24 protein-coding genes are annotated in these 26,055 nt (G+C 59.9%); 13 read left to right on the forward strand and 11 right to left on the reverse strand.

Features of this window, described 5'->3' with window-relative positions; genetic code table 11:
• Positions 1-27 precede the first annotated feature (27 nt).
• The 5 genes from ACKWJN_RS16725 to flhA are packed head-to-tail and all read right to left on the reverse strand — an operon-like array spanning position 28 to position 5,939.
• Positions 28-828, reverse strand: coding sequence for a hypothetical protein (locus tag ACKWJN_RS16725; RefSeq protein WP_408598802.1), 801 nt, complete (start codon positions 826-828; stop codon positions 28-30).
• On the reverse strand, positions 825-1,571 hold the full coding sequence (fliA, locus tag ACKWJN_RS16730; protein ID WP_408598803.1) for an RNA polymerase sigma factor FliA: 747 nt from the start codon (positions 1,569-1,571) through the stop codon (positions 825-827). The genes ACKWJN_RS16725 and fliA overlap by 4 nt, the downstream gene beginning before the upstream one ends.
• A gap of 5 nt (positions 1,572-1,576) precedes the next feature.
• Positions 1,577-2,404: a MinD/ParA family protein gene (locus tag ACKWJN_RS16735; RefSeq protein ID WP_408598805.1), complete on the reverse strand. Its 828-nt coding sequence runs from the start codon at positions 2,402-2,404 to the stop codon at positions 1,577-1,579.
• On the reverse strand, positions 2,397-3,797 hold the full coding sequence (locus ACKWJN_RS16740; RefSeq protein WP_408598806.1) for a hypothetical protein: 1,401 nt from the start codon (positions 3,795-3,797) through the stop codon (positions 2,397-2,399). Before ACKWJN_RS16740 ends, ACKWJN_RS16735 begins: the two co-directional genes overlap by 8 nt.
• A 45-nt stretch (positions 3,798-3,842) precedes the next feature.
• Positions 3,843-5,939, reverse strand: coding sequence for a flagellar biosynthesis protein FlhA (flhA, locus tag ACKWJN_RS16745; RefSeq protein WP_408598807.1), 2,097 nt, complete (start codon positions 5,937-5,939; stop codon positions 3,843-3,845).
• 188 nt (positions 5,940-6,127) lie between these two features.
• Between flhA and ACKWJN_RS16750 the strand changes: the two genes are divergently transcribed.
• From ACKWJN_RS16750 to fliN, 4 genes are read left to right on the forward strand one after another with little or no spacing between them, the layout of a single operon-like run.
• Complete coding sequence (locus ACKWJN_RS16750) at positions 6,128-7,882, forward strand: flagellar hook-length control protein FliK (protein WP_408598809.1); 1,755 nt, start codon at positions 6,128-6,130, stop codon at positions 7,880-7,882.
• A 37-nt stretch (positions 7,883-7,919) separates the two neighbouring features.
• Entirely contained in the window at positions 7,920-8,507 is a 588-nt protein-coding gene (gene fliL, locus ACKWJN_RS16755) for a flagellar basal body-associated protein FliL (protein ID WP_408598810.1), read from the forward strand.
• A gap of 9 nt (positions 8,508-8,516) precedes the next feature.
• On the forward strand, positions 8,517-9,509 hold the full coding sequence (gene fliM, locus ACKWJN_RS16760; RefSeq protein WP_408598811.1) for a flagellar motor switch protein FliM: 993 nt from the start codon (positions 8,517-8,519) through the stop codon (positions 9,507-9,509).
• 15 nt (positions 9,510-9,524) lie between these two features.
• Positions 9,525-9,941 carry a flagellar motor switch protein FliN gene (fliN, locus tag ACKWJN_RS16765; RefSeq protein ID WP_408598813.1) on the forward strand — a complete coding sequence of 139 codons (417 nt, stop codon included), beginning with the start codon at positions 9,525-9,527 and terminating at the stop codon, positions 9,939-9,941.
• 102 nt (positions 9,942-10,043) lie between these two features.
• On the opposite strand, the gene ACKWJN_RS16770 is transcribed toward fliN, so the two are convergent.
• From ACKWJN_RS16770 to ACKWJN_RS16785, 4 genes are all read right to left on the reverse strand, one after another.
• Positions 10,044-11,240, reverse strand: coding sequence for a carbonic anhydrase family protein (locus ACKWJN_RS16770; protein WP_408598814.1), 1,197 nt, complete (start codon positions 11,238-11,240; stop codon positions 10,044-10,046).
• 203 nt (positions 11,241-11,443) lie between these two features.
• Positions 11,444-12,268, reverse strand: a complete 825-nt coding sequence (locus ACKWJN_RS16775; protein WP_408598815.1) for a sugar phosphate isomerase/epimerase family protein — start codon at positions 12,266-12,268, stop codon at positions 11,444-11,446.
• A 15-nt stretch (positions 12,269-12,283) separates the two neighbouring features.
• Positions 12,284-14,665: an FAD-dependent oxidoreductase gene (locus ACKWJN_RS16780; RefSeq protein WP_408598817.1), complete on the reverse strand. Its 2,382-nt coding sequence runs from the start codon at positions 14,663-14,665 to the stop codon at positions 12,284-12,286.
• Between the two features lie 6 nt (positions 14,666-14,671).
• The gene (locus tag ACKWJN_RS16785) at positions 14,672-15,487 is read right to left on the reverse strand and encodes an IclR family transcriptional regulator (RefSeq protein ID WP_408598818.1); all 816 of its coding nucleotides are present in this window, start codon (positions 15,485-15,487) and stop codon (positions 14,672-14,674) included.
• A gap of 127 nt (positions 15,488-15,614) precedes the next feature.
• Between ACKWJN_RS16785 and ACKWJN_RS16790 the strand changes: the two genes are divergently transcribed.
• From ACKWJN_RS16790 to miaB, 3 genes are all read left to right on the forward strand, one after another.
• Positions 15,615-16,421: a shikimate dehydrogenase family protein gene (locus tag ACKWJN_RS16790; protein WP_408598820.1), complete on the forward strand. Its 807-nt coding sequence runs from the start codon at positions 15,615-15,617 to the stop codon at positions 16,419-16,421.
• The gene (locus ACKWJN_RS16795) at positions 16,418-18,166 is read left to right on the forward strand and encodes an FAD-dependent oxidoreductase (protein WP_408598821.1); all 1,749 of its coding nucleotides are present in this window, start codon (positions 16,418-16,420) and stop codon (positions 18,164-18,166) included. The genes ACKWJN_RS16790 and ACKWJN_RS16795 overlap by 4 nt, the downstream gene beginning before the upstream one ends.
• 223 nt (positions 18,167-18,389) lie before the next feature.
• Positions 18,390-19,733, forward strand: coding sequence for a tRNA (N6-isopentenyl adenosine(37)-C2)-methylthiotransferase MiaB (gene miaB, locus ACKWJN_RS16800; RefSeq protein ID WP_408598822.1), 1,344 nt, complete (start codon positions 18,390-18,392; stop codon positions 19,731-19,733).
• Positions 19,734-19,752: 19 nt separating this feature from the next.
• Here miaB and ACKWJN_RS16805 read toward each other — a convergent pair whose 3' ends face one another.
• A complete protein-coding gene (locus ACKWJN_RS16805; protein ID WP_408598823.1) occupies positions 19,753-20,154 on the reverse strand; it encodes a gamma-glutamylcyclotransferase in 402 nt (133 codons plus the stop codon).
• 105 nt (positions 20,155-20,259) lie between these two features.
• Here ACKWJN_RS16805 and ACKWJN_RS16810 point away from each other — a divergent pair, with 105 nt between their 5' ends.
• The 4 genes from ACKWJN_RS16810 to ACKWJN_RS16825 are packed head-to-tail and all read left to right on the forward strand — an operon-like array spanning position 20,260 to position 23,512.
• Entirely contained in the window at positions 20,260-21,660 is a 1,401-nt protein-coding gene (locus tag ACKWJN_RS16810; protein WP_408598825.1) for a Rieske 2Fe-2S domain-containing protein, read from the forward strand.
• Positions 21,657-23,159, forward strand: a complete 1,503-nt coding sequence (locus ACKWJN_RS16815; protein ID WP_408598826.1) for a glutamine synthetase family protein — start codon at positions 21,657-21,659, stop codon at positions 23,157-23,159. The genes ACKWJN_RS16810 and ACKWJN_RS16815 overlap by 4 nt, the downstream gene beginning before the upstream one ends.
• A gap of 23 nt (positions 23,160-23,182) precedes the next feature.
• Positions 23,183-23,359, forward strand: coding sequence for a 2Fe-2S iron-sulfur cluster-binding protein (locus tag ACKWJN_RS16820; protein WP_408598828.1), 177 nt, complete (start codon positions 23,183-23,185; stop codon positions 23,357-23,359).
• Positions 23,360-23,377: 18 nt separating this feature from the next.
• Complete coding sequence (locus ACKWJN_RS16825) at positions 23,378-23,512, forward strand: hypothetical protein (protein WP_408598829.1); 135 nt, start codon at positions 23,378-23,380, stop codon at positions 23,510-23,512.
• A 63-nt stretch (positions 23,513-23,575) separates the two neighbouring features.
• Here the strand turns inward: ACKWJN_RS16825 and ffh are convergent, their stop codons facing one another.
• Entirely contained in the window at positions 23,576-24,961 is a 1,386-nt protein-coding gene (gene ffh / locus ACKWJN_RS16830; RefSeq protein ID WP_408598831.1) for a signal recognition particle protein, read from the reverse strand.
• Between the two features lie 56 nt (positions 24,962-25,017).
• On the opposite strand from ffh, the gene ACKWJN_RS16835 reads away from it, so the two are divergent.
• Positions 25,018-25,830: an inner membrane protein YpjD gene (locus ACKWJN_RS16835; protein ID WP_408598833.1), complete on the forward strand. Its 813-nt coding sequence runs from the start codon at positions 25,018-25,020 to the stop codon at positions 25,828-25,830.
• A complete protein-coding gene (locus ACKWJN_RS16840; RefSeq protein ID WP_408598835.1) occupies positions 25,827-26,045 on the forward strand; it encodes a PP0621 family protein in 219 nt (72 codons plus the stop codon). The genes ACKWJN_RS16835 and ACKWJN_RS16840 overlap by 4 nt, the downstream gene beginning before the upstream one ends.
• Positions 26,046-26,055 lie beyond the last annotated feature (10 nt).

The following is a 26,055-nucleotide window of genomic DNA, read 5'->3' on the forward strand; positions in this document are numbered from 1 at the left end:
GTGAAAGACAGCCACAGTCAGTTTTCCTTAGACAGGCTTGAGCTCGGCTTGCGCAGCATTGACTTCGATCACTTCAGCATCGTGGGCGGCGGCAAGGTCTTGCCGCTGCTGCTCTTCATATTCTTGTGCATGTTCCAAACCTTGCGCCAACTCTTGAGCGGCCAAGTCTGGCATCCCCTCTAAGACTTCGGCTTGGTCGCTCTGGTCGGTCAAGGCCAGCATGTCATCCGCCGTGGGTTCGGGCTCGGCAGCTGGCGACAGCAACAATTCAGAGTACGGCACATCCAGAGGCACGCCAACTCGCTGATAGAGCATGGTGGTGACACTGTCCAAGGTTTCTTTCAAGCGCGCCAGCACATCGGGGTTGGGGTCTTTGGCATAGGCTCCGCCAAACTCCACCCCCGTGCGGTAGATGCTGCCCAAATGTTGAGGCGGCAACCATGACTGCACATGGCCGCGCACGGTGTCGATTTGCCGTTGCGAGCTGGGTGTCTTGGCCTCCGCCTCGCTGGCCTCGTCCACCCCATCTTTGAACGTGGCACTGATGTGCTCACGCAAAATCGGCTCGTAGTGGGGCCGCAGTGAATCCAACAAGCTGGTGTCAAAGCCTTGCACCGCTTTGCCGTTCATGGCGTCCCAGAGTTTTTTACCTTCTAAACCGGCAAACAACAAATCACCTGCAGGAGGCGCTTCAGGTTCGGGAAGCGGCTCAGGCTTGGGCGGCTCATACATCGCAGCCAAGTGGTTCACCTTGTCAATCAAGTACAGGGTCAAAATAACCAACAACAACAAGACCCAGGAGATCATGTTCATCATGAAGTTGCTCATGCTTGTCTCCTCATGGCGGGTTTATCCGACTCCCCTCCATCCACTTTCAAAGTGCCTCTGAGCTTTTTGACCACCGAAGAGAGGATTTGGCTCACGCGTGACTCGCTCACGCCCAAGGTTTCGCCAATCTCTTTCAGGTTGAACTCTTCCACATAGTAGAGCTGCATCACCAGTTGTTCACGCTCAGGCAACTCGGCAATCGCATCCGTGACCGCGTCCATGAACTGGGCCTCTTCCACAATCACGTCTGGCTGCTGCGAAGAATCGTCGGCGATGCTCATGACCTCTTCGGTCACCACCTCCATCGAGTAGGTTTCAAAGCGCTTGGCTTTGCCCCGCTCTTTGTGAAAATCTTCCAAGTCTTTGCCCATGTAGTCGGCAATCTCAGACTGGGTCGGTGTCCGGCCCAACTCAGCCGCCAAGGTGTGGATGCTTTCGTTGTGTGATTTGTTGAACGCTACCGCCGAGCGGGGCAGGAACGACAAGCGCCGAACCTCATCGAGCATGGCGCCGCGCACCCGGCTGTGGGCAAAGTTTTCAAACTCCACGCCCTTGACGGGGTCAAAGGCACGCGACGCTTCCAGCAAACCGATCATGCCTACTTGGATCAACTCGTCGAGTTCCATGAACGCAGGGATACGCGCTTTGAGGTGCAGCGCCACGCGCTTGACCAGCCCCAAATGGGCCAGCACCAAATCCTCGCCCTTGGGCTTGCAGGATTCGTACATTTGAACGGGGGACATGGACTTCATGCGTCTGCCGGACTGTTTTGAATCAGCCGCTCCATGAAAAATTGCATTCCACCACTGAGGTGGCCCAGGGGGCGCAGTTGGGTACACGCCTCTGCCAAGCGACGGTAATCACGCGACGCGCCACTGCCGGGTGCGAGTTCGAGCACCGATTGGTATTTTTTAAGCGCGCGCAACACCATTTCATCGTCTTCAATCGACGTCAGGTAATGCACAGGCTCACCCAAAAAGCGCACGCACACGTCGTTGAGCTTTTTGTACAGCTTCCAACCTTCAGATTGGCTGTGGACCATGTTGGGCACCAGGTAGATTTCGTTCAAACCCATTTCTTTGGTCAAGATCTTGATGGTGCCGTAGGCGTCGGCAATCGACGATGGATCGTCTTTGACCACAATGAAACGACGCTGGCAGGCCGCCAAGAATGACAGCACCGAAGGTGAGATACCGGCAGCGACGTCCACGATCAGGTAGTCCACATCGTCTGCCAACACACCGAACGACTGCACGATGCTGGCCGCTTGCATTTGACTCAATGCCGCCAACTCTTGCATGCCCGAAGCGCCCGGAATCAAGCGGATGCCTTGGCGCGTGGTGACCATGATGTCGTTGAGACTTTTTTGCCCGGCCAAAAAGTGCCCGAGGTTGAACTCTGCGCGCGCGCCCAAGGCAATTTGTGCATTGGCCAAACCGAGGTCGGCGTCGAAGAGCATGACCTTGTGCCCCATTTGACTCAGGGCGACGGCCAAGTTGATCGAGGTGGTGGTCTTACCCACGCCTCCTTTGCCACTGGCAATGCCGATGACTTCTGTTTTGCGAGAGTTACTCATGGCTCAGACCTGTGGTTTCGGGTTGGAATCGGGCGGCAATTTGCGACAGCTTGGAAGCCGCCAAGTTGTTCAGCGCGGCATCGCGTGCGGCAGTGGGCATGACCTCGGGTGAAGTCAATGGCAAATGCTCGAGTGCACGCTGCACCAGGTCACTCAACACCACGTCTTGCACCAAGTCGGCGGTGCGCTCGCCACGACTGGCCACGGACACACCCAATGTTTTTTCTGTCAAAAACTGGAGCAAGGCCCAGGGTTGGCTGGCTTCGTCGAGCTTGCTCAACATCAAACTGGCCCAGGGGTTGTCGGTGTTTTCAAACACGCGACGCAAGGTCGCAGCGGAGGCGTCTGCGGGCACCACCGCGTGGCACTGGACACCCGCTTGGATGGCTCGGATGTCCGCCAAGCGCTCATTCATTTGAACGCCCGGAATGTCGATCAAGACCAAGCGGCGACCCGCGTGCTCTTCCAGCAACAATTTGAGCGTTGCAGCGCTGGTGGCCCGGAAGCAATCCACACCCGACTGCGCACTGAGCAATTGGGTTTGGTTCCAAGCGCCAGCGCGCTGGTCTTGGAAGCTGATGACCATGACTTGTTCGCAGCCGTGTTGTACCGCGGCACTTTGGGCCAAGCGGGCCACCATCAGCGATTTGCCGGCGCCCGAAGGACCGGCCAAGACGTGCATGCCGGTCAAAGGAGTCTCGGCTTGCTCTTGTTCCACAGCGTGGCTGAGCTGACGGTGCAAGGCACCCATGGCATCGGCCAGGTTGTCGTGGTCTTTGATGCTGTCAATCAGCAAGGCACGCAAGGCCACGGGGATGGGTGCGTCGTTGAGGGCGTCGCGCAAAGGGTTGAGTGCAGGAGGCAATGGCATATTGCCTTGCCATGCCGCCATTTGTTGGCCCAGCTTGAATTCGCGACGCAAAGACGCCAGCTCTTCACGCACCAGCGCCACAATTTCTTTGCCACGCAGGCTGTCGTGCTCTTGTGCCTTGGCCACTTCCGACGCTTCAACCCCCGGCTTGGTGCTTGTGTGGGGCAACGATTTGGCTTGGGTGGCCATGCGCGGGGCGGGCGTTGCCGACATTTCAACCAAGGGCTTGGCCACTTGCGTGGCTTGGCGCTCGCGTGAGGAGCGTTTGTTGTGCTCCAAGGTTTGGCCCAACAACACGTCGAACTTGGGCGTGGGCTTCAAGCTGTGAGGACGCACGAAATCCGTCTTCAAAAAGGGTTCAGCTTCCTCTGGCGTGAGCGGGGCCAAGTCGACCGCCACGATCAATTCGGTCAGACCATTGACTTGACTGGTGGAGATGACCATCACGTCTGGGCCGTACTGGGCCACCGCCTTTTCATTGGCGGAACGTGCATCGCGGGCAAGGATTCGTTTCAGTTCCATGTGTCAGCTCACTCAGTTTTTAAAGTTGTTATCGGGTTCAAGGGGTCAACGGGCTTTGGCGTCCACGGTGTGGATCACTTTGACAGCCTGGTCATCTGGGATTTCGCTGTAAGACAGCACCGTCAAATCGTTCACGCGGAAACGGGCCGCTTTGGACAGCCAGCCACGAATCACGGGAGAGACCACCAGCACAGCAGGGTGTCCCATGTCTTCCACGGTCCGCGCGCCTTCGCGCAAACCGGCAAATAAGTTCTCGGCCAAGCCTGGCTCCATCACCACGGGTTGACCCGGTTGGCTTTGCTGCAACACGTTGTGCAGCAGCTGCTCCAGCGAGGGCTCCAGCGTCATGACTTGCAAACCACTGTCGCTGTCGACCAAGCTTTGCATGATCATGCGGCCCAACTTGGGACGAACCATGGCGGTGAGTTGCTCCGGGTCTTGGGTGCGGGTGCTGGCCTCGGTCAAGGCTTCGGCGATGGTGCGCATGTCACGGATCGACACCGACTCGGACAACAGGTTTTGCAAGGTGCGGGTCAAGATGCCCAAAGACAACTTGCCGGGCACCAGGTCTTCCACGATCTTGGGTGACTTGGCGGCCAGTTTGTCGAGCAGTTGTTGGGTTTCGTCGTGGCTCAACATTTCAGAGGCGTTTTCACGCAGCACTTTGTTGAGGTGGGTCGAAATGGCAGTCGCCGCATCCACCACGGTGTAGCCCAAGGTACGAGCTTGGTCGCGCTGTGACGGTTCGATCCACACGGCTTCCAAACCGAAGGCGGGTTCGCGGGTGGCAATGCCTTCGAGTTGACCGTAGACATGACCAGGGTTGATGGCCAGTTCACGTCCCACCTTGACTTCGCCCTTGCCGCGCACCACGCCTTTGAGCACGATGTTGTAGGCGTCGGGATCGATGTTGAGGTCGTCGCGAATGCGCACCGGCTGGACCAAGAAGCCCAATTCAGCGGACAGCTTTTTGCGCACACCTTTGACGCGGTTCATCAATTCGCCACCGGTCTCGGCATTGACCAAGGGAATCAGGCCGTAGCCAATTTCCAAACCAATCAGATCGACTTGGTCCACATCGTCCCAGTCCAATTCTTTGGGGGCATCGACCGGTTCTGCATCTTTGACGGCTTGTTCAGCTTGTTCGTCTTGAACTTCGCGGGTGACGATCATCAGTGCCAAACCTGCAGAGGCCACGGCCAAGGTGATGAACATCAGATGCGGCATGCCAGGCACCATGCCCAGCACCACCAAAATAGCGGCAGAAATGAACAGTGCCGTCGGGTTGGCCAACTGGCTAGAGGCCTGCTCTGAAATCGATTCGGATGTGGTCACGCGGGTCACCACAATGGCAGTGGCCAAGGACAACAGCAGCGACGGGATTTGCGCCACCAAGCCGTCACCAATGGTCAACAAGGTGTAGAGCTTGCCGGCTTCGCCCACTGGCAGGTCGTGTTGTGCCACACCGATGATCAAGCCACCAACCAAGTTGATCAACAGAATCAACAAACCGGCCATGGCATCGCCACTGACAAATTTAGAGGCACCGTCCATGGAGCCAAAGAAATCCGACTCTTGGGCCAACTCAGCGCGGCGCTTTTTGGCTGTTTCTTGGTCGATCACGCCAGCGTTCAAATCGGCGTCGATGGACATTTGTTTGCCAGGCATGGCGTCCAAGGTGAAACGCGCGTTCACTTCAGACACGCGGCCTGCGCCTTTGGTCACCACCACAAAGTTGATGATCATCAGAATTGCAAAGATGATGAAACCCACCACATAGTTACCGGCGATCACAAACTCACCGAACGCGGCCACCACCTTGCCAGCGGCATGGGCGCCTTCATGGCCATGAACCAAGATCACGCGGGTCGATGCCACGTTGAGCGCCAAGCGCAACATGGTGGCAAACAACAACACGGTCGGGAAAGAAGAAAACTCAAGCGGTTTGCGGGTGCCAATGGCGATCATGATGACCACCAAGCTGCACATGATGTTGAAAGTAAACAAAAAGTCCAACAACAGAGGCGGCAACGGCAACACCAACATCGCCATGATGACGAGCACCACCACCGGAATACTCAGTCCGTTGAGGTCAAACTTTGACAAGTTCTGTCGAATCGTTGACAGAGTGAGCGTGCTCATCAGTGGCATCCAGTTGAAAGTTGAACGTTTAGGTTTCTTTTTGTCGAGAAATGATTTCCTCGGCAAGTACCTCAAGCAATCGATGTGCCAACCTAAACTGACAGGGTGAGCCGCCCGCACGAGAAACGGCAAGAACTGTCCTGTCACGGTTTTTGCTTTACTCCTGGGCCAACTCGATTTGAACCAACATGAACCTGTCCAGTTACCTCCAAATGCCGCCGGCTCCGCCAGCGTCACAAACGTCCACCACCACGGCGCCTACAGGGGCGCCAGCGGGGGTGAGCCCTGTGCCGGGCAACAGCCTGGGGTTGGACTTCGCCAAAATCATGGCGCGGCAGTTTGAGCGCATGCCTCAGAGTCAGCGGCAAGCTTTTGCCGCTCCGGCCCCTGCGGACAGCATCACCCGGGCCAATGCCCAAGCCCAAGCCGATGACAAATACATGCAAGCGGCCGATCGGCAGGCACAAGACGGCATGGACAGAGATCAAGCAGCGCGCGCTCGCATACACACAGATCAAACGGCCCAGACCCCAGTGGACACCGCAGAGGCATCCGCGCCAAGCCATGTGAGCAAACGCGCAGCGAACAAAGCCGCGGCACACACGCCAACGCCCTCGCCCACGCTCCCAGACCCCACCAGGGTGACCGTTCCAGATGGGATCAACGCGGCAGCAATGGTCACCGCAGTGGCTGCAACGCCCTTGGCTACACCTAGCGCCGCTGAAGTCCGGCCTCAAGCCTTGCAAGGCAACCCTTATTTGAAAGACGTGGCTTTGCCCAGCAGCGATGCCACCACCCCTTTGCGCACGGTAGAGCTCAGCCCCCATGTGCGCATCATCACCGACCCCCGCCAAGCGCCCAGTCCAGAGAGCTTGACCGCCTTCGCCAAGTCGATGGGCTTGGATGAAGCGGCCATCCAAAAGCTGATGGGGCCCACGGACACCGCACAAGTTCAAGCCATGGCGGCAACGCCTGGGGCCTCAGACACGGCCAACGGTCTGACCGTGGCCTTGAACACACCCGCTGCCCAACTGGCGGACAAACTGGCGGCCTCCTCGCCCACGGTCACCGTCACCCCCCTGGCGTCACAACTGCCCAACGCGGGACTGATGGCAGCCGCTGCGGCAAACACAGCCGCGACGGCTGCCGCAACAGCAGCTCCGATCTTGGGTGCTGCCTTGCAAGGTTTGACGCCTAACGACTTGGCCAGCATTCAAGAGATTCAAATCACGGTCTTGCCACCCGCTGTCGCACCGATCGTGGTGGCCAGCAACACCCCCAGCACCGCATCGGTGTTGTCTTTGATGGGTCCCGGCTTGAGCGAACCAGACATCAGCGCACTGGCCGCCAGTTTTGAGCAAGGCGCCGCAGGTGGCGACACCGCACAACAACAAGCCTCAGGGGGTGACACCTCGGGCAGCGCATTTGGCCAAGCCTTGCCACGCCAAGTGCTGCCGGCCAACACGGCCACAGCGGGCACACACGCCACGTCTGACGTGCACATGAGCGAGGTCTACGACCAACTCAGCGACAAGATGGCCACCGAAATGGCAGCGCGCATGCACAAACAACTCAGCGATGGCGAATGGAAGATGAAGTTTGGTTTGCGGCCTGCCAATTTGGGAGGCGTTGAAATTCAGCTTGAAATGAAAGATGGCAAGCTCCATGCCATGATCCAAGCCGACAACCCGCTCACACGTGACTTGCTGCAAAACAGCACCCAACGTTTGCGCGAAGCACTTGAAAACTTTGGCATTCATACGGGCCAATTCAGCATCGGGCATGACAGCCGTGGCGCGCAACAAAACCCATCTGGGGGCTCGTCCAAACAGCCTGAAGTTGGCGAAAATTCAATCTCGCAAGTCAAGAACAGTTCCAGCACCCCCAATGCTGACGCTGTGTCCGCCAAGGCCAATGCGTCCTTGCTTGACCTTTATGCATAAATGACGCACGACAATCTGGAACAACAGGAGTACGAAAATGGCAGAAGCAGCAGCACCCGCAACCGAAGAAGTAGAAGGCGAACCGAAAAAGAAGAAACCGATTCTTCTCATCGCCGTGATTGCTTTGTCGGTCATTCTTTTGATCGTCTCAGTGGTGTTTGGCACCCTGTTCATGTCGGGTTATTTCGCCCACAAGAGCGAAGCCGCCGCGCATGAGAAAGTGGACGAACTCGACAAAGCCGCCGAAGAGGCACGCGCCATGCCCGAAGGCCCATCGAAGGTGAAGAAGGAAGCCGAAGCCACCCGCTTTGAAAACACCTACCTTCAGATCGACAAGGAGTTCATGACCAACATCACCAACAGCAAAAAAGTGATGGTGGTGCAGATCGCCGTGATGACACATTACGACGCACGTGTCTTTGACAACGTGAAAAAACATGAGTTCGCCATCCGCTCGGCGATCTTGGATGTGATGCGCCAGTCCACCGAAGCCGATACAGCCAAGGGCAACTTCCGCACCGAACTGGCGGCCAAGATCAAAGACGTGATGAACGAAATGCTGATGAAGTACGAAGACTTCGGTGGCATTGAAGATGTGTTTTTCACTTCGTTTGTGATGCAGTAAGCCCTATCCATGAAATCCAACCTGCTCTCGCAAGAAGAACTGGCCGCCCTGTCTGACGGGGTGCGCGACGGTTCGATCGAGACCGACACGGGCTTCAACACCCGCGCACGGGTGCGCAAACACGACCTGGCCAGCGAGGACAGCAGCCTGGGTGTGAACGTTTCGTCGGTCGACATGATCAACGAGCGCTTCATCCGACTGTTCCGTCTGGGTTTGCTCGAAGTGTTGCGTACCAGCCCAAGGGTGAACCCCACACGGGTTCAGATCTTGAAGTTTGGTGACTACCTCAAGGGACTCAAAGCCCCGCTGTCTGTCAACATCGTGCGCATGAACCCGCTGCGGGGCAACTCGGTGATCATCATCGACCCCAATGTGGTGTTCAGCTCACTCGACAGTTTCTTTGGCGGTTTTGGCAAAGGTGTCGGCGACCTCCCCTCAGGTCGGTTGTTCACACCGACTGAAACCCGCATCATCAAAATCATTCTGGAAGTGTTCTTTCGCTCACTGACCGAAGCTTGGGGGCCTTTGATGCCCATCGAGTGCGAGCATGTGAGCTCTGAGATCAACCCGCAGTTTGCCCAAATCGCCGACGAAAACGACTTGGTGGTGCTCAGCCGCTTTGAAGCCGATGCCACCGTCAGCGGCGGCAAAGGCTTCATCGACTTGGTCTACCCCTATGCCACGTTGAAACCCATACGTGAATTGCTCAGCAGCCGCGTCCAAAGCGGTGAAGGCAACGAAGAGTCGGACCGCAAATGGCGCAAAGACTTGGCTGCCGCTGTGGGAGACGCACGGCTGGAACTGCAAGTCTCGATGGGTGAAATCAAGACCACCTTGCACCACCTCAACAACTTGCAAGAAGGCGAGTTGTTGTTCTTCAAGAAAGAAGACACCGCGTTGATGACCGCCAACGGCGTGCCGACCTTCCACGTCAACGTGGGAACACGCGGCTCGCAAGTGGCAGTACAAATTGACCACGAACACGTTCACGGCAAACTTTGAGAGACAGGACACACCATGACTGAAAAAACTGAAAACCCTAGCGCTGAAACTGAAGATCCAGCGCATGCAGAAGACGAACATGCGGACATTGCTGATGCGCATGATTTGAAGTTACCCACGCACGATGACGACGAAGATCCTTCTCTGGAAGACTTCAAACCGATGTCACCGGGCAACATCAACCCCGAGGTGTTGCAAAACATTTCGGTGACTTTGTCCATCGAAGTGGGACGGGCTCAAATCAAGATCAAAGACCTGATGCGTTTGACCCAAGGCAGCGTGGTCGAACTCGACCGCATTGCAGGCGAGCCCCTGGACTTGCTGGTCAACAACTCGGTGGTGGCCCAGGGCGAAATCGTGTTGGTGAACGACCGCTATGGCGTGCGCCTGACCCGTGTGGTGCCGTCGTCTGAGCGTTTGAAGCTGATTTAAAGCCCCGGCTTAGAACGCACAACCCCGCCTCGGCGGGGTTTTTTCATGGCTCAAAAAAAACGCCTGCATCAGCAGGCGTTGAACTTGGAGACGGGCGGCCGATCAGTTGGCGTTGATCTTGCGGCCGTTGAGCGGTTGCACCGGACGCGCGTTGCGCTTGAAGGGGAAGTCGGCCACTTGTTTCTTGGCGATGTCCACGGTGGTTTTGAGGATGTAGAAGTTCACGCCTTCGGTACAAGGTGGTGTGGTGAGTGAGCCTTCGTAGCTGTAGTGCGTGAGGGCCGCAGGCACCAGGTTGCCGGGGTTGAACTTGACTTTCTCAGGCATCACTTCAGGGCCTTCGCTCTTGGGCGCGTTGTCCCACAAGACTTTGATGGCGTCGTTGTCTTTGCCTTCGTTGAGCAACACGCCCAACACGGCCAACTTGCCGTCGGCATTTTTGTGGACAAAGTGCGCCACCATGGCCATGGGTTTGCCATCAATCTGTTCTTCGCTGGGGCGATGGAAGTGGAATTGCAACAGGTTGTAGACCTCTTTGTTGATCTTGAGCGTGCTGCCAGGCTCCACATTCACTTGAATGGTGTGGCCGTTGTTCAAGATCTTCAGCGGACCTTCTTTGTAGTTCACCACCAGCGTGTCTTTCGATTTTTCGAAAGGTCCCGCAATGTTCAGGGGCGACTGCTTCATGCCTTTGCCGCAGGTGGGGAATTCGTCACCCCAGTTTTCAGGTCCCATGTCACCGGCATAGTCCCAATGCACCGCATGGCCTTTTTTGGCATGGCCTTCTTCTTTGTCTGCCGCACAGTCGGCCAGCACTTTGACTTTTTGACCCGCTGCTGCCAAGGCGTTTTGCGCCGCACAAATCGACTTCAGGCGTGACGACCATTCGGCCATCTCCAGCGCTTTCTGGAAGGCGCTCACCGTCTCAGGGTCTTGGGCACCCTTGGTCAACAAGCGCAAAGCACCCAAACCCAATTGACGCTCGCTGATGATTTGGCCTTTTTGTGCTTTGATGAAGGCTTCGTAGTCTTGCAGCACCACGCCGTTGGCGAACGAGTCTTTGACAGCCGCCAGCTCTTTGGCAGCGGGTTCAAGTTCTTCAACTTTTTCTTTGGCCTCAGCCAACTCTTTGGTGAGTTTTTCCAGCTCTTCTTGCGCTTCGGTGACTTCGTCGCTGACGTCGGTCAGCTCGTGCATGGCATGGGTTTTACCGTTGTAGCTCCAATAGGCCAAAGCCAGCGCGCCTGCCAACAGCAGACCCAGAACAACCTCGATGATTAAGCGTAAATATTTTTTCATAGCCATTCACTTTTGAGTGGGTGCATCAGATGAGACGCCCGAAGCCAACACGCAGCGCGCATCCTCTTTGGGCAGGTCAGCTGGTATCGGCACGGTGCGCCACAAGCTTTAATCGCTGCTTGAAGCGGCGAATTATTGCCGCTCTTGAAACAGGCTTCGGTGAGGACTTGCTTGGAGGACTGCGCAGGCAACAAAGGTGAGTGTCACCGCTCAAGCACAGCACGGCTTGCCGCCAAGGCTTGGCCTGACCAGGCCAAGTCGCCCACGGCGCGGGCACGCACGTGGTGGGGCACTTCCACGCTGATGGGCAGGTCGGGCGGCAAGGCCTGAAACAGGGCGCGCAAATCAATCGCCCCTTCACCAGGCAACAAACGCTCGCAGCGGGCGGTGTGGATCATGTCGTCCACGCTCAAGTCGGTGCTGCCCCGGGCGTTGGTGGTGGGGGCATCGCAAATTTGGGCGTAGTGCAGCAGCTCGCGCGGCAGTGCGGCGATGTCAGCCAAGGAGGTGTCGGAGCGGGCCACATGCAGGGCGTCGACCAAGATGCCCGCGTTGGACGGACGCCCTGCGGTGGTGACCACCTGCAAGGCGTCGCGGGCGTGACGCACCGCCGTCCAAGGCATGAATTCCAAATCGGCCGTCATGCCATAGGGCTGCATGAGCGCGCACAACTGGGCGTAGTGGTCGCTCAAGCGGTTCAAGTCGGGGTCGTCACCGGCCACCAACACCGCGCGCGCTTGGAGCGCGGCTCCCACCTCAAGCAAGGGCAGGTAATGGTTGGGGTCAAACCCAGGGCCGATGCGGATGATCTCTAAATCAAACACACCCACAGCGCTGTCGGCCAAGCGCGCCTGGCATTCGCGCAGCACGGCTTTGTCGCCCAGCAAACGCTGACAGGGGCCGCCCGGTGCGTTGGGCAGCAAGCGCAAGCCCACAAAGCTGTAGCCCAACTGCACGGCGTGCGCCATGGCGTCAGGCGCAGAGGAAGCCTCGGCCGTGAGGTAGGCCTGCGAGTAGATGCGTGACATGGCAAGCCCTCAGGTTTATTTCAAAGGCGACACCGCCGTGGGCAGGGCGATGGTGGACGTCATGGCAGTGGTGAGCCATGCAGGCCCGCCTTTGGGCGGCCAAATGCCTTGGGCCACCGAGTCGGCGCGGGCTTTGGCGCGCGCATCCAGCGAGGGGTAGGCCCAGATGTTGGTGAAGCGCAGCGGGCCGTCCAAAGCCACCATGGCCACCACACAGGGCGAGATTTTGTCGCGCGCGGGCACGGCTTCTTCCCACAAGTCGAGGGTGGGTTGCACACCCCCTGGTTGGATGCCATAGGTGCGAATTTCATACACCGGGCCGTGGATGCCGCTCTCGGCGCTGGGGCGCACCGGCTTCATCCATGGAAAGCCTTGGTAGCTGTGCTGCTCCAGCGATTGAAAGATCTCGCCACAGCCAAACGGGCTGGCGTTGAGCTGGGTGCGCTGGCGTTCGGCTTGCAAGCTGGCCAAGTCATGAAAGCCACGCAAGACCACCATTTGGTTCAAGGTGCCAATGTCGGTGAACCAGCAGCCCAGCAATTCGCCCTGGCCTTGGGCGGCAAAGGTTTCGACATTTTTAGCGGCTTGGGCCGCAGTGCCAAACGGCAGGGTCAGGGTGGCGAGTTCGTAATACATGGACGTCCTTTTGAAAAATGTGTCGCTCAGGGGTTGTGCCGCCGCGTGGTGGGCAGCGATGTAGCCAAAGGTCATGGCGGGGCCGAGGGTGATGCCACCGCTGGGGTAGTGGCCGCCCATGATGCTGTTCATGTCATTGCCCCCGGCGTACAAACCCGCAATGGCTTGGCCTTGGGCATTGAGCACCTGGGCGTGTGCGTTGCAACGCAAGCCTGCGAAAGTGCCCAAGCTGCCCGCCACCACGCGCACGGCGTAAAACGGCCCCTGTTGCAGCGGGGCCATGCAGGGGTTGGAGCCAGTGTGCGTGGCGTCGCCTTGGATGCGGTTGTAGGGCGTTTCGCCTTTGCCAAACTCGGCGTCGCTGCCGGTGTGGGCCATCACGTTGTAGCGCGCCACCGTGGCTTGCAAGGTGTCGGCCTGAATGCCGCACCGCTCGGCCAGTTCTTGCAAGCTGGCACCGCGTTGCAAGTAGCCATTGGCCAGCCACTGAGCCAACGGCATGGGAGCCGGTTGGACCGCACCCAAGCCCCAGCGGCGGATGAAGCGGTGGTCGCACAGCAGCCACGCTTGCACGGGCTCGCCCGCTGGCAAAGCCTGAATCAGACTTTGCATGACGTCGTGGTACGCGTCGGCCTCGTTGGTGAAGCGTTGGCCCCAGCGCGTGACCGCGATCAGCCCGGGCTTGGCGCGCTCAATCAAATGCGGAAAGTGGGTGACGCTGCCATCGGCTTGGGGCACCAAGGACACCGGTGCCAAGGCAGCCGCTTGGCGCAGGTCGTTGGCCACCACCGCACCCAGGCTTTCGCCCAAGCGCAAACCGTCGCCGGTGTTGCCACGCGAGGCGGCTGAGAAATGCGCGTCGCCTTGCGGATCGTGTGGCAGCAAGGCGCGTTTGCGTTCAGGGTCGTGCGGAAAGCCGCCCGTGGCCAGCACCACCCCGCGTCGCGCATGCACCCCCTGTTCGCCTTGCGGCGTGCGCACCACGGCACCGCACACGCGCAGCGCATCACCCTGCCCTTGCGTGAGCAAACGCACCACGGGGCTGTTGACGCGCAGGTCCACGCCGGCATCGAAGGCCGACTTGGCCAAGGCGGCGACCAAGGCGTTGCCGTTGACCAACTGCATGCCTCGGCCATGCCAGAGCAGGTCACGCACATGGCGCACAACGCGGCGGGTGACGTGGGCGAATGAGGCCCAACTGCGCAGGCTGTTGAAGAAATGCCGCAGGTCGGCGCCCGACGCAATGCCCATGCCCCACAGCGTGGTCTCGGGCAGCGGCGGTTTGAGTTGCGCGATGCGCTGACCCAGCGCACGCCCATCAAAAGGCGCGGCACACACCGAGCGGCCCCCGGTGGCCGCGTCGGGGCTGCGGCCATGGAAGTCGGGAATGCTGTTGCCGTCGACAAACTGCAAGGCCGTGTGCTGTTGAAAGAACCGCACCATGCTCGGGGCGTGGGTCAAAAAGGCCAGCGCACGGGTCTCGTCAAATTGCGCACCCAGTTCATGGCGCAGGTACGACAGCGGTTTTTCCAAAGGCTCGGCGATGCCAGCGGCCAGCGCCAGCGGGTTGCGCGGAATCCACATCCAACCGCCCGACCAGGCGGTGGTGCCGCCGTACTGCGGGTCTTTTTCGACCACGATGACTTTGAGCCCCAAGTGCGCCGCCGTCACAGCAGCCGACAGCGCGCCCGCACCCGAACCCACGACCAACAGGTCGCAGGTGGTGGTGGCCGCGTCTGACGGGGGGTGTGAAGGCGTCATCGGCGTTTAAGGCGCGTAGATCGGCTGGCGATCTTTCGCCGAAGCGCGTTGGTTGAAGAAGGGCGACGCCCCACTGGCTGCGGCCAGTTGCGCCGCGAACGATTGCAGTTCGTCACCCAAGGCCAGCATGCGCGCTTCGGTGAAGCGCACCGTGGGCCCGGCGATGGTCAAGATGCCCATGGGCGGCTGGCCGTTCAGGCGCACGGGCGCGGCCATGGCGTTGAGGCCCGCCGTGAAGGTTTCTTGCGTGAGGCTGTAGCCACGCGTGCGGGCTGCCTGCAGTTGGTCCAACACCGCCTGCAAGCTGGTGGGGGCGTTGGGGCCGTAGTCGGCGGGCAGGCCCAAGCCTTGTTTGGAGACCAAGGCCAAGGCGGCGTCATCAGGCAAGGCCATGAGCCAAGCCAAGCCCGAGGCCGAACAGCTCAAGCGGGCGTCGTTGCCCATGTCGGGGTCGTAACGCAGGCCTTGGCGGGCCCCTTGGGCGCGGGCCACCCAGGTCAGCCGCTCGCCGTCGACCACCGACAAACGCACCAGCTCACCCGAAATCTCGGCCAAGCGGTCGAGCAGGGGCTGGGCCACGTCGACGATGCCGGTGTTGCTCAAAAAGCTCAGGCCCATCGACACCAGCTTGGTGGTGAGCACGTAGTCGCCGTGGTCGCGGGTTTGGCGCACATAGCCACAGCGGATCAAATCCGCCAACAAGCGGTGCACCGCGCTGCGCGGGATATGGAGCTGGTCGGCCATGGCCGCCAGCTCCATGCCTTCGCCATGGGCGCTGAGCAGCTCCAATAGGCCAAGGGTTCGTTCAAGGACACCGTTCATCGTTGTGCAACCGTTCTGAGGTGAGGGGCTGGAGGGCAGTCTAGCGATTTTCAGAATTAAATTCAATAGTTGAATGATATTCCACTTTTAACTATAATCAGCCTGTTTCCAATTTCTGAGTTCAGACATGCTCGACAACTTCAGTGGCGCCACCCGGGTGCATTTCATCGTGGGGGACCCGATCGCCCAAGTCAAATCACCGTTTGGCGTGACCCAGGCGTTTGAGCAAGCCGGTCGCGACGCCATTTGCGTTCCGGCCCATGTGCCCACCGCCAACTTGGCGGCGTGGTTGGACGGTGTGTCCCAATCGCGCAATGTGGACGGCGTGATCGTGACCGTGCCCCACAAGTTTGACTGCTACAGCCTGTGCGCCACGGCCTCGCCGCGCGCCGAGTTTTTGAAAACCGTCAACACCCTACGCCGCAATGCCGACGGCAGCTGGCATGGCGACATGTTCGATGGCCTGGGCTATGTGCAAGCCATGCGCTTGAAGGGCTGTGACCCGCAAGGCCAGACCGCTTTGCTGGTGGGCGCAGGAGGCGCGGGATCGGCCATTGCCCACGGCTTGGTGATGGCGGGTGTGCGCGAGCTGGCCATCCACGACCCCGACACCACACGACGCGACACCTTGGTGGCGCGACTGGCCAGCTTAGGGACAGCCCATGTGACAGCGGGTAGCCCCAACCCCGCAGGCTTTGACATCGCCATCAACGCCACGCCGATTGGCATGAAAGACACCGACCCCTTGCCCCTGGAGGTGCAAGGCCTCAGCAGCACGGCGTTCGCGGGCTGCGTGATCACCGCCCCAGCGGTGTCGCCTTGGATTGCCGCTGCACGCCAGCAAGGCTGCCGTACCCTGACGGGTGCTGACATGTTTGCGCAAGTGCGCGATTTGATGGTGCAATTTTTGTTGGAAAGCACGCCCACGCCATGAGTACCTGGTCTCCCAGCACCCCACCGAACACCCAACTCGACCAATTCAGCGAGGACGCCAGCGTGGATGTGCTGGTCATCGGCGCTGGCGGGGCGGGCATGTCATCGGCCTTGTTTGCGGCGCTGCAAGGCGCACGCGTGCTGTTGGTGGAAAGCACCGACTACCTGGGCGGCACCACCGCTTTATCGGCAGGCACCAGTTGGGTCCCTGGCACGGCCAAGGGCTTGGCGGTGGAACCTGGCGACACGCCCGAGCGCGCCAAAACCTTTTTGAACCACGCGGTGGGCGACAAGGCAGACGCTGCCTTGCGCCACGCGTTTGTCGACCATGGCGCGAAAGCCGTGGCGACCTTAGAAGCCCACACCGAAGTGCAGTACCAAGTGCGCACCTTGCACCCGGACTACCTGTCGGAGCTGGAAGGCTCGGTGTTGCGCGGCCGTGCGATTGAACCCATGCCGTTTGATGGCCGCCGGTTGGGTGCGGCGTTGAAGCTGATTCGCCCGCCGATTCCTGAATTCACCGTGCTCGGCGGCATGATGGTGGACCGCGACGACATTGGTCACTTGCTCAAGCTCACGCAGTCTTGGACCTCGTTCGCCTATGCAACCCGCATCATCGTGCGCCACGCTTTGGACAAACTGTTGTGGGGACGGGGCACACGCTTGGTGATGGGCAATGCCCTGATCGCACGGCTGTTGTATTCGCTGCTGCAACGCGGGGTGAACATCGTCACACACACCCAGGTGGAACGACTGGTGAAAGAGGGCGACGCCATACAAGCGGTGGTGCTGCGCCAAGACGATGTGCAACGCACCGTGCGCGTGAAGGGCGGCGTGGTGATGGCCAGTGGCGGCTTCAACCGCCACCCGCAAAAACGCGGCGAAATGTTGCCCGGTGCCGATGTGCGTTGGTGCCCCGGTGCGCCGGGCCACACCGGCTCGGCGCAAGACTTGGCGCTGGCGGCAGGTGCGTGCTTTGGCACCGGCGGCATGAGCCATGCCTTCTGGGCCCCGGTGTCGACCCGCCAGCGTGCCGATGGCAGCACTGCCGTGTTTCCCCACTTTGTGATGGACCGCGGCAAGCCCGGCATGGTGACGGTGAACCAAGCGGGCGAACGGTTTGTCAACGAATCGACCTCGTACCACCTGTTTGGCATGGCGATGCAGCAAGCCCACCCCCACGCGCCCAGCGTGCCAGCCTGGTTGCTGGCCGACGCCGCAGCCTTGAAGCGCTATGGCATGGGCATGGTGCGCCCAGGTGGTGGTGGCCTGGCACCGTTCTTGGCCGATGGCTACTTGACGCAAGCCCACAGCTTGAGCGAGTTGGCACAAAAACTCGGCATGCACCCCGGCACGCTGGAAGCCACGGTGCGCGAATTCAATGCCATGGCAACCCAAGGCACAGACACCGCGTTTGCGCGTGGCACCACCGATTACCAACGCGCCAACGGCGACGCCAGCTGGGACGGCCCCAACCCCTGTTTGGGCCCGCTCACGCAAGCGCCTTTTTATGCCCTGCGTTTGTACCCAGGTGACATTGGTGCGGCCACGGGTTTGCGCACCGATGTGCATGCCCGTGCGCTGGACGCCCAAGGCACGCCCATCGCGGGCTTGTACGCCTGTGGCAACGACATGCACTCGATCATGGGCGGGGCCTATCCGGGCCCTGGCATCACCATCGGCCCGGGCTTGACCTTTGGCTATTTGGCGGCTGAACACGCGGTGGCACGCGCACGCGGGGCGTGAACACTGGCGGGCATCCACGCACCCCAGGCGATGCCCAGCTTGAGTGAGTGAATCCGTGGGTGCGTGCGCAAGTGCGTGTGCAACGCCTGCCAAGGGGCATGGCCGCTTGCGGTCCATGGCAAAGCCCACACAAGCAGGCCGCACCTACAATGGCGGTCTTCTTCAACAGCCTCTGGATGAACCCCATGAAACGCTGCACTTGCCCCCTCGGGGAGGCTCACGCATGAGCCGCAAAGTCTTTATCAAAACCTTCGGTTGCCAAATGAACGAGTACGACTCGGACAAGATGGCCGATGTGCTTGGGCAGTCCGATGGCTACGAAAAAACCGATGACCCCGAACTGGCCGACCTGATTGTGTTCAACACCTGTTCGGTGCGCGAGAAAGCGCAAGAGAAAGTGTTTTCTGACCTGGGCCGGGTGCAACACCTCAAGGCCAAAGGCGTCAAGATTGCGGTGGGTGGCTGTGTGGCCAGCCAAGAGGGCGACGCCATCATTGCGCGCGCGCCTTATGTGGATGTGGTGTTTGGCCCGCAAACCCTGCACCGCTTGCCCGAGTTGCTGAACCAACGTGAGTCGCAGATGCGGCCTCAGGTGGACATCAGCTTTCCCGAGATTGAAAAATTCGACCACTTGCCCCCCGCCCGCGTGGAAGGTGGCAGCGCGTATGTGAGCATCATGGAAGGGTGCAGCAAATATTGCAGCTACTGCGTGGTGCCCTACACCCGTGGCGAAGAAGTGAGCCGTCCGTTTGACGATGTGCTGGTGGAAGTGGCGGGCCTGGCCGCGCAGGGCGTGAAAGAGATCACGCTGCTGGGACAAAACGTCAACGCCTACCGGGGTGTGATGGGCGGCACCGCAGAGATCGCCGACTTTGCCTTGCTGATTGAGTATGTGGCTGAAATTCCAGGCGTGGAGCGCATCCGCTACACGACCAGCCACCCCAATGAGTTCACACAACGCTTGATCGATGTGTACGCCAAGGTGCCCCAACTGGTGAGCCATTTGCATTTGCCCGTGCAGCACGGCAGCGACCGCATTTTGATGGCCATGAAACGCGGCTACACCGCGATGGAATACAAGAGCACGGTGCGCAAACTGCGCGCCATTCGCCCCGACATGGCCATGAGCAGCGACTTCATTGTGGGCTTTCCCGGTGAGACCGAAGAAGACCATCAAAAGCTCATCAAGCTCATGCACGATGTGTATTACGACAACTCGTTCAGCTTCATCTTCAGCCCACGCCCCGGCACACCGGCTGCCAACTTGCACGATGACACACCGCACAGCGTGAAGCTGCGTCGCTTGCAAGAAGTGCAAAAAATCATCGACGACAACGTGCGCGCCATCAACGTGCAGCGCGTGGGCTCGACCCAACGCATCATGGTGGAAGGCTGGTCGCGCAAAGATGCCACCGAGCTGATGGGCCGCACCGAGTGCAACCGCATCGTCAACTTTGCGGGCGGCCCCAACTCGGAACGCTTGCTCGGTCAAATGATCGATGTGACGATCAGCGAAGCCTATCCGCATTCGCTGCGTGGGCAGGTGTTGGTCAAAGAAACGGTGTGAAAGCCAGCCGACGTGGGGCTCACCACGTCGGGGTGTAGCCCGTGTCTTTCAAATACCGCAGGTAGTCGCCGTGCGGGATCGGCACACAGCCTTCTAGGCTGCGGTTGTACACATAGGTCCACGCTTGCAAGCGGCGGCCATCGCTCAGGTCAACCGCCATGCGTTCGCGCAGGTATTCGCATCGCTCGGGGCGTTCGGGCTGGTAGGACTCCACCTCGTCCAAGCGCACCAGCATGGCGTCGTCCACCTCAAACACTTGGCCTTGCACTTGGCCTGCACCGCCCACCAGCGCGGGGTAAGCGCCCAAGTCAAACAAACTGCCTGGCACCTGCGCAGCGCCCACAGGGCGTGCGCCTTGCATCACCTCATGGCGACACAAGCCAGGCAACAAGGTGCCGTACACAAACAACAGATGCGTCATGGGCGTATTGTGCTGTCGCCCACGTGCACGCGGGCTGTGCCAAGTCAAAAAAGCATCAGCGCCTGCGTTGTATAAAGAGCGCATACCAAGACACAGAGGCAAGCCATGAAAGCAGAACTCAACGAGCGCGTCACGCGCATTGGCCCGGGCACACCGTGTGGCGATGTGATGCGCCACTACTGGCAACCGGTGGCGCTGGTGGACGAGTTCAACCCCACGCTGGATGCACGCATGGGCGTGCGCCCAGTCAAAGCGGTGCGGGTGTTGGGACAAGACTTGGTGTTGTTCAAAAACGCGCAAGGCGTGTTTGGCCTGCTCGACCGCGACTGCCCGCACCGGGGTGCCGACCTGGCGTTTGGCCGCAACGAAGGAGATGGCCTGCGCTGCCCGTTTCACGGCTGGAAATTTGATGTGACCGGCCAATGCACCGAGACCCCGGCCGAGCCCACGGGCAGCAAGCTGTGCACGCATGTGAAGCAACGCAGCTACCCGTTGGTGGAGCGCAGCGGGATTTTGTTTGGCTGGTTCGGACCGCAAGACGTCACGCCACCGCCGTTTCCAGCGCTCGACTGTTTCACCGCCCCCAACAGCCACACCTTTGCCTTCAAAGGTTTGTGGCAGTGCAACTGGTTGCAGGCCTTTGAGGTGGGGGTGGACCCCGCGCATGCCTCGTTCTTGCACCGGTTTTTCAACGACGAATCACTGGACGACACCTATGGCAAACAGTTTCGCGGTGCCAGCGCTGGTGAGATTGAGGGACAGCGCTGGCCCATGACCCGGGTGATGCGCGAGTTTGACCAACCCCAGATCAGTGTGGAAGCCATGCCGTTTGGCATGCGCTTGACCAGCCTGCGCCCGATGACCGAGGCCTTGACCCATGTGCGGGTGACGAATGCGATTTTTCCGCACACCTTTGTGATTCCGCTCTCCGAGACCATGACCATCACGCAGATGCATGTGCCGGTGGATGACACGCACACGTATTGGTATTCGGTGTTCACCAGTTTTGAGGGCCCGGTGGACAAAGAGGCCATGCGCAACCAACGTTTGCAAGCGATTGATTTGCCCGACTACACACCCAAATCAGGCCGCCACAACCAGTGGGGGTTTGACCCGCAAGAACAAATGACGCGCACTTTCCTGGGCATGGGCGAGAACGACATCAATGTGCATGACCAATGGGCTTGCGAAAGCATGGGGCCAATTCAAGACCGCACGCGAGAGCACCTGGGCACCAGTGACAAAGCCATCATGGCCAACCGCCGCACGCTGTTGCAAGCGATTGACGATGTGGCTGCGGGCAAGCTGCCACCCGGCTTGGCGCAAGCCGAGGTGGCGAGCCAACGCATCGGCCCCGACACGGTGGACGGCATTGCCCCCGCGCACGACTGGCAAGCCTGGTGGCAGCGCGCCGTAGAGGCCAAGCGTGCCGGCGCGCCTTGGCCTGCGGCACTGACCTCAGCCTCCACCGACGCCGAAAACCTCCATCCCCAGGTGAATGCATGAGCCGCTTTGCCACACGCTGTGGCTTAGACACGCCAGCATGGCAAGCGGCGGTGGCCCGCACCACACAGCTGCTGCGCGCCAGCGACATCGAGCTGGTGCGCTTGGCCTGGTGCGATGTGCACGGCGTGACACGCTGCAAAACCTTGGTGACCGAAGCCGCCATTGAAGCACTGCACCACGGGGTGGGCATGGTGAGCACCTTGCTGCTCAAAGACACCTCAGACCGCACCGCGTTCAAGGTGTTTGAAGCCAGCATCAGCGATGAGTTGCCGGGCTTTGAATTTGCCAGCAACTTGCTGCTGATGCCCGACCCGGACAGCCTGCACATCTTGCCGTGGGTGGACAACACCGCTTGGCTGCAATGCCAGCCTTGGTTTCCCAACGCACAGCCTGTGGCGCTGGACAGCCGCCACCAATTGCAAAGCGCACTCGCTCGTTTGGCTGAGCAGGGTTTAGGGCTCAAGTGCGGCCTGGAAATTGAATTTCACATTTACCGCTTGCAAGACGCCACGCAGGGCAAAGACCTTGACCCCGACTTGGCCGCTTGGCCAGGCCGTGCGCCAGCGGTGCGCATGATTCACCCGGGCTACCGCCTGCTGTCCGAGCACGACATGGACCAATGCGAGGAGCCGCTGCGCATCGTGCAGCGCACCGCGCAAGGCTTGGGGCTGCCTTTGTTGTCGTTGGAAATTGAGTTCGGGCCCAGCCAAGTGGAAGCGGTGTTCAGTGCCACGGACGCACTGACGGCTGCCGACAACATGGTGCTGTTTCGCAATGGGGTGCGCCAAGCGCTGCGACGTGCGGGCTACCACGCAACCTTCATGTGCCGCCCCCCGTTTCAACACATCATGTCCAGCGGCTGGCATTTGCATCAGTCGCTGGTGCGCTTGAGCGACGGGCGTAATGTGCTGATGCGCGACGAGGCGGCAACCCACACCCAGGCCCATGACGCACGGCACACGCTGTCCGACTTGGGGGCGCATTATTTGGCAGGCTTGCTCGACCATGCCCAAGGCAGCACGCTGCTGTGCACGCCCACGGCCAATGGCTACGGACGTTTTCAACCCAACGCCTTGGCCCCACAGGCCATTGTGTGGGGACGCGACAACCGTGGCGCCATGTTGCGCGTGGTGGGCCAGGCGGGCGACCCTGCCACACGGATTGAAAACCGTTTGGGCGAACCCGCTGCCAACCCCTATCTGTACATGGCCTCGCAAATTCACGCGGGCTTGGCAGGCATGGCGCAACAGCGCATGCCGCCGCTGGCCACCGAAGCGCCGTATCAAACCCTGCCCGTCGACGACACAGGCAGCACACGCATTCCGAGCCATTTGGGCGAGGCCTTGAACGCCTTTCAAGCCGATGCGGCCATGGCGCAAGGGTTTGGCGATGCGTTTGTGCGCTACTACAGCCGCATCAAACAGTCGGAGCAGCAGCGCTTTGAAGCCGCCGAAGACACGCTAGAGTTTCAGCGCCGAGAATATTTCAGCCGCATCTGACAACACGCACAAGGACCATTTTGATGATTCGCATCACCCTCTTCAACCATGCCCAAGACACGCAAGGCACCACCATCGAGGCCAAACCCGGGCACAGCTTGATGAAGGCGGCTGTGTCAGCCGATATCGAGGGCGTGGCCGCCGACTGCGGCGGCACCCTGACCTGCGCCACCTGCCATGTGATGGTGCGCGAACCCTAGCTGAGCCAGTTGCCCGCCATGAGCGACGACGAAGACGGCATGCTCGACTTTGCTGCCTGCACACGCCAGGCCAACAGCCGTTTGTCGTGTCAGATCAGGCTGACCGAGGCGATGGACGGGATGCAGGTGGATTTACCGGCCAGCCAGTACTGATTCTTGGGCCTGTGCTGCTGGTCACATCAGCAGTCACCAGGCCAGCGCTTGGGGGTGTGGTGCTCAGCGCATGCCGGGGAAGCCGCCCCCGCCCATGCCGGGCATGCCTTTCATGCCACCCATGCGCTTCATCATTTTCATGAGGCCACCACCGCGCATTTTTTTCATCATGTCTTGCATTTGCTCAAATTCTTTGAGCAGGCGGTTGACGTCTTGCACTTGAACCCCAGCACCAGCAGCGATGCGACGTTTGCGGGTGGCTTTGATGAGGTCGGGTTTGCGGCGCTCCAGCGCGGTCATGCTGTGGATGATGCCCTGCTTGCGACCGATGTCTTTTTCGGCGCGGGTCATGTCGACTTCGCTGGCTTTGGCCGCCATCTGAGTGGGCAATTTGTCCATCAGGCTCGACAAGCCACCCATGGAGCGCATCTGCTGAATTTGGGACAAGAAGTCGTTCAAGTCAAAAGCGTCGCCGCGTTTGACTTTGTCGGCCAGCTTTTGCGCGGCCTCCATGTCGACACCGGCCGTGACTTGCTCGACCAAGGCCAAGATGTCACCCATGCCCAAGACGCGACCGGCGTGGCGTTGGGCATCGAAGAGTTCCAGGCCATCGAGTTTTTCGCTGGTACCTGCAAACTTGATGGGCGCGCCGGTGATTTGGCGCACCGACAACGCAGCACCACCGCGTGAGTCGCCGTCGAGTTTGGTCAACACAATGCCGGTGAGCGGCAAGGCTTCTTTGAAGGCTTTGGCCGTGTTGATGGCGTCTTGACCCTGCATGGCGTCGACCACGAACAAGGTCTCCACCGGGTTGAGCACACTGTGCAAGGTTTTGATTTCTTGCATCAGCGCTTCGTCAATGGCCAAGCGGCCCGCCGTGTCGACCAGCAGCACATCAAAGTAATGTTTGCGCGCATAGTCGAGCGCCGCACGCGCAATGTCTTCGGGTTTTTGATCGGGGCTGCTGGGGAACCATTCGGCCCCAGCTTGTGCCGTCACGGTTTTCAACTGCTCAATGGCGGCTGGACGGTACACGTCACCAGAGACGGTGAGCACTTTCTTTTTGCGCTGGTTGATCAGCCAGCGCGCCAGCTTGGCGGTGGTGGTGGTTTTACCCGCGCCCTGCAAGCCCGCCATCAGGATGACGGCGGGTGGTTGTGCCGCCAAATTGAGGTCGCTCACCCCCTCGCCCATGGTGGCGGCCAACTCTTGGTTGACGATGGCCACCAAGGCCTGGCCTGGTTGCAGTGAGCCAATGACTTCTTGGCCCAAAGCCTTTTCTTTCACGCGGGCAATGAAGTCGCGCACCACGGGCAAGGCCACGTCGGCCTCGAGCAAGGCCATGCGCACCTCGCGCAACATGTCGGCGACGTTGCTTTCGGTGATGCGGGCCTGTCCGCTGATGTGTTTGACCAGGCGTGAGAGTTTGTCGGTGAGGGTGGAAGCCATCGATAACCCCAAAGTGAGTTGGGTCTGTGGGTCGAGCAAAACGCTAAACTTGCGACATGATTTTAGCCAGCGACGTCCCACACACCCTGTGGCTTGGAGTGCCCACAGCGGCAGCGTATGCCTTGACAGCGCTGATGGGCCCGCGCATTGCGCCTTCCACGGGACATCGTTTGTTGGTGATGCCTTGGGTCTTGCACGGCTTAGGCTTGGTGTTTGCCTTGTTTGGTGCGCAAGAGGGTTTTGCCCGCTTTGGTTTTGCGCCCGCTTTGTCGGTGACCGCTTGGTTGATGTTCACTTTTTATTTGTTGGAGCAGCATTGGTTCCCACAGTTGCGCATCCGCTGGACATTGGCCAGCTTGGGTGCCGTGGTGGTGCTGTTGGCCGCCCTGTTTCCGGGCGCTCCATTGCACGTCGCGGCATCGCCTTGGTTGCCCATGCATTGGGCGCTGGGCATTGCCTCCTACGGTTTGTTTGCCGCCGCTGTGTTCCACGCGTGGTTGATGACCCGGGCAGAAAAGAACATGCGCCTTGGCGCCGATACCCACATCGGCCTGCCTTTGTTGACGCTGGAACGCCTGACGTTTCGCTTTGTTTCCGGCGGATTTGCCTTGCTAACGGCCACCTTGGCCGCAGGTTGGTTGTTTGGTGACAGCCTGTATGGCGAACAAGCTGCTTGGCGCTGGAACCACAAAACGGTGTTTTCTGTCTTGTCTTGGTTGACCTTTGCGGCGTTGCTGATTGGACGCAACCGTTTTGGTTGGCGAGGCCGCACCGCGGTGCGCGTGCTCTACATCGGCTCAGGCTTGCTGTTGCTGGGCTATGCCGGTTCTCGCTTTGTGCTGGAAGTGGTGTTGGGCAGAAGCCTATGAAGTACCTGATCTTGCTGGTGATGGTGTTGGCCGGTATCTGGTGGATTCGCAAACAACGACCTGACCATAAAAGCGCACAACAAAGCAAGCCCTCGGGGCCTCAAGCCATGGTGACTTGTGCACACTGTGGGGCCCATGTGCCCAGCGACGATGCGGTGGCCGGTCAACAAGCGGTGTATTGCAGCGAGGCGCATCGCCAGCTGAGAGAAGCATGAGGGCCAGCGA

It is taken from the genome of Limnohabitans sp. (assembly GCF_046052825.1).
Taxonomy (GTDB): domain Bacteria; phylum Pseudomonadota; class Gammaproteobacteria; order Burkholderiales; family Burkholderiaceae_C; genus Limnohabitans.

Excerpts from the sequence above, each read along its gene's own strand:
- ACKWJN_RS16725 (WP_408598802.1), bottom strand. The coding sequence starts at position 828 with ATGAGCAACTTCATGATGAACATGATCTCCTGGGTCTTGTTGTTGTTG.
- fliA (WP_408598803.1), bottom strand. The coding sequence starts at position 1,571 with ATGTCCCCCGTTCAAATGTACGAATCCTGCAAGCCCAAGGGCGAGGAT.
- ACKWJN_RS16735 (WP_408598805.1), bottom strand. The coding sequence starts at position 2,404 with ATGAGTAACTCTCGCAAAACAGAAGTCATCGGCATTGCCAGTGGCAAA.
- ACKWJN_RS16740 (WP_408598806.1), bottom strand. The coding sequence starts at position 3,797 with ATGGAACTGAAACGAATCCTTGCCCGCGATGCACGTTCCGCCAATGAA.
- flhA (WP_408598807.1), bottom strand. The coding sequence starts at position 5,939 with ATGAGCACGCTCACTCTGTCAACGATTCGACAGAACTTGTCAAAGTTT.
- ACKWJN_RS16750 (WP_408598809.1), top strand. The coding sequence starts at position 6,128 with ATGAACCTGTCCAGTTACCTCCAAATGCCGCCGGCTCCGCCAGCGTCA.
- fliL (WP_408598810.1), top strand. The coding sequence starts at position 7,920 with ATGGCAGAAGCAGCAGCACCCGCAACCGAAGAAGTAGAAGGCGAACCG.
- fliM (WP_408598811.1), top strand. The coding sequence starts at position 8,517 with ATGAAATCCAACCTGCTCTCGCAAGAAGAACTGGCCGCCCTGTCTGAC.
- fliN (WP_408598813.1), top strand. The coding sequence starts at position 9,525 with ATGACTGAAAAAACTGAAAACCCTAGCGCTGAAACTGAAGATCCAGCG.
- ACKWJN_RS16770 (WP_408598814.1), bottom strand. The coding sequence starts at position 11,240 with ATGAAAAAATATTTACGCTTAATCATCGAGGTTGTTCTGGGTCTGCTG.
- ACKWJN_RS16775 (WP_408598815.1), bottom strand. The coding sequence starts at position 12,268 with ATGTCACGCATCTACTCGCAGGCCTACCTCACGGCCGAGGCTTCCTCT.
- ACKWJN_RS16780 (WP_408598817.1), bottom strand. The coding sequence starts at position 14,665 with ATGACGCCTTCACACCCCCCGTCAGACGCGGCCACCACCACCTGCGAC.
- ACKWJN_RS16785 (WP_408598818.1), bottom strand. The coding sequence starts at position 15,487 with ATGAACGGTGTCCTTGAACGAACCCTTGGCCTATTGGAGCTGCTCAGC.
- ACKWJN_RS16790 (WP_408598820.1), top strand. The coding sequence starts at position 15,615 with ATGCTCGACAACTTCAGTGGCGCCACCCGGGTGCATTTCATCGTGGGG.
- ACKWJN_RS16795 (WP_408598821.1), top strand. The coding sequence starts at position 16,418 with ATGAGTACCTGGTCTCCCAGCACCCCACCGAACACCCAACTCGACCAA.
- miaB (WP_408598822.1), top strand. The coding sequence starts at position 18,390 with ATGAGCCGCAAAGTCTTTATCAAAACCTTCGGTTGCCAAATGAACGAG.
- ACKWJN_RS16805 (WP_408598823.1), bottom strand. The coding sequence starts at position 20,154 with ATGACGCATCTGTTGTTTGTGTACGGCACCTTGTTGCCTGGCTTGTGT.
- ACKWJN_RS16810 (WP_408598825.1), top strand. The coding sequence starts at position 20,260 with ATGAAAGCAGAACTCAACGAGCGCGTCACGCGCATTGGCCCGGGCACA.
- ACKWJN_RS16815 (WP_408598826.1), top strand. The coding sequence starts at position 21,657 with ATGAGCCGCTTTGCCACACGCTGTGGCTTAGACACGCCAGCATGGCAA.
- ACKWJN_RS16820 (WP_408598828.1), top strand. The coding sequence starts at position 23,183 with ATGATTCGCATCACCCTCTTCAACCATGCCCAAGACACGCAAGGCACC.
- ACKWJN_RS16825 (WP_408598829.1), top strand. The coding sequence starts at position 23,378 with ATGAGCGACGACGAAGACGGCATGCTCGACTTTGCTGCCTGCACACGC.
- ffh (WP_408598831.1), bottom strand. The coding sequence starts at position 24,961 with ATGGCTTCCACCCTCACCGACAAACTCTCACGCCTGGTCAAACACATC.
- ACKWJN_RS16835 (WP_408598833.1), top strand. The coding sequence starts at position 25,018 with ATGATTTTAGCCAGCGACGTCCCACACACCCTGTGGCTTGGAGTGCCC.
- ACKWJN_RS16840 (WP_408598835.1), top strand. The coding sequence starts at position 25,827 with ATGAAGTACCTGATCTTGCTGGTGATGGTGTTGGCCGGTATCTGGTGG.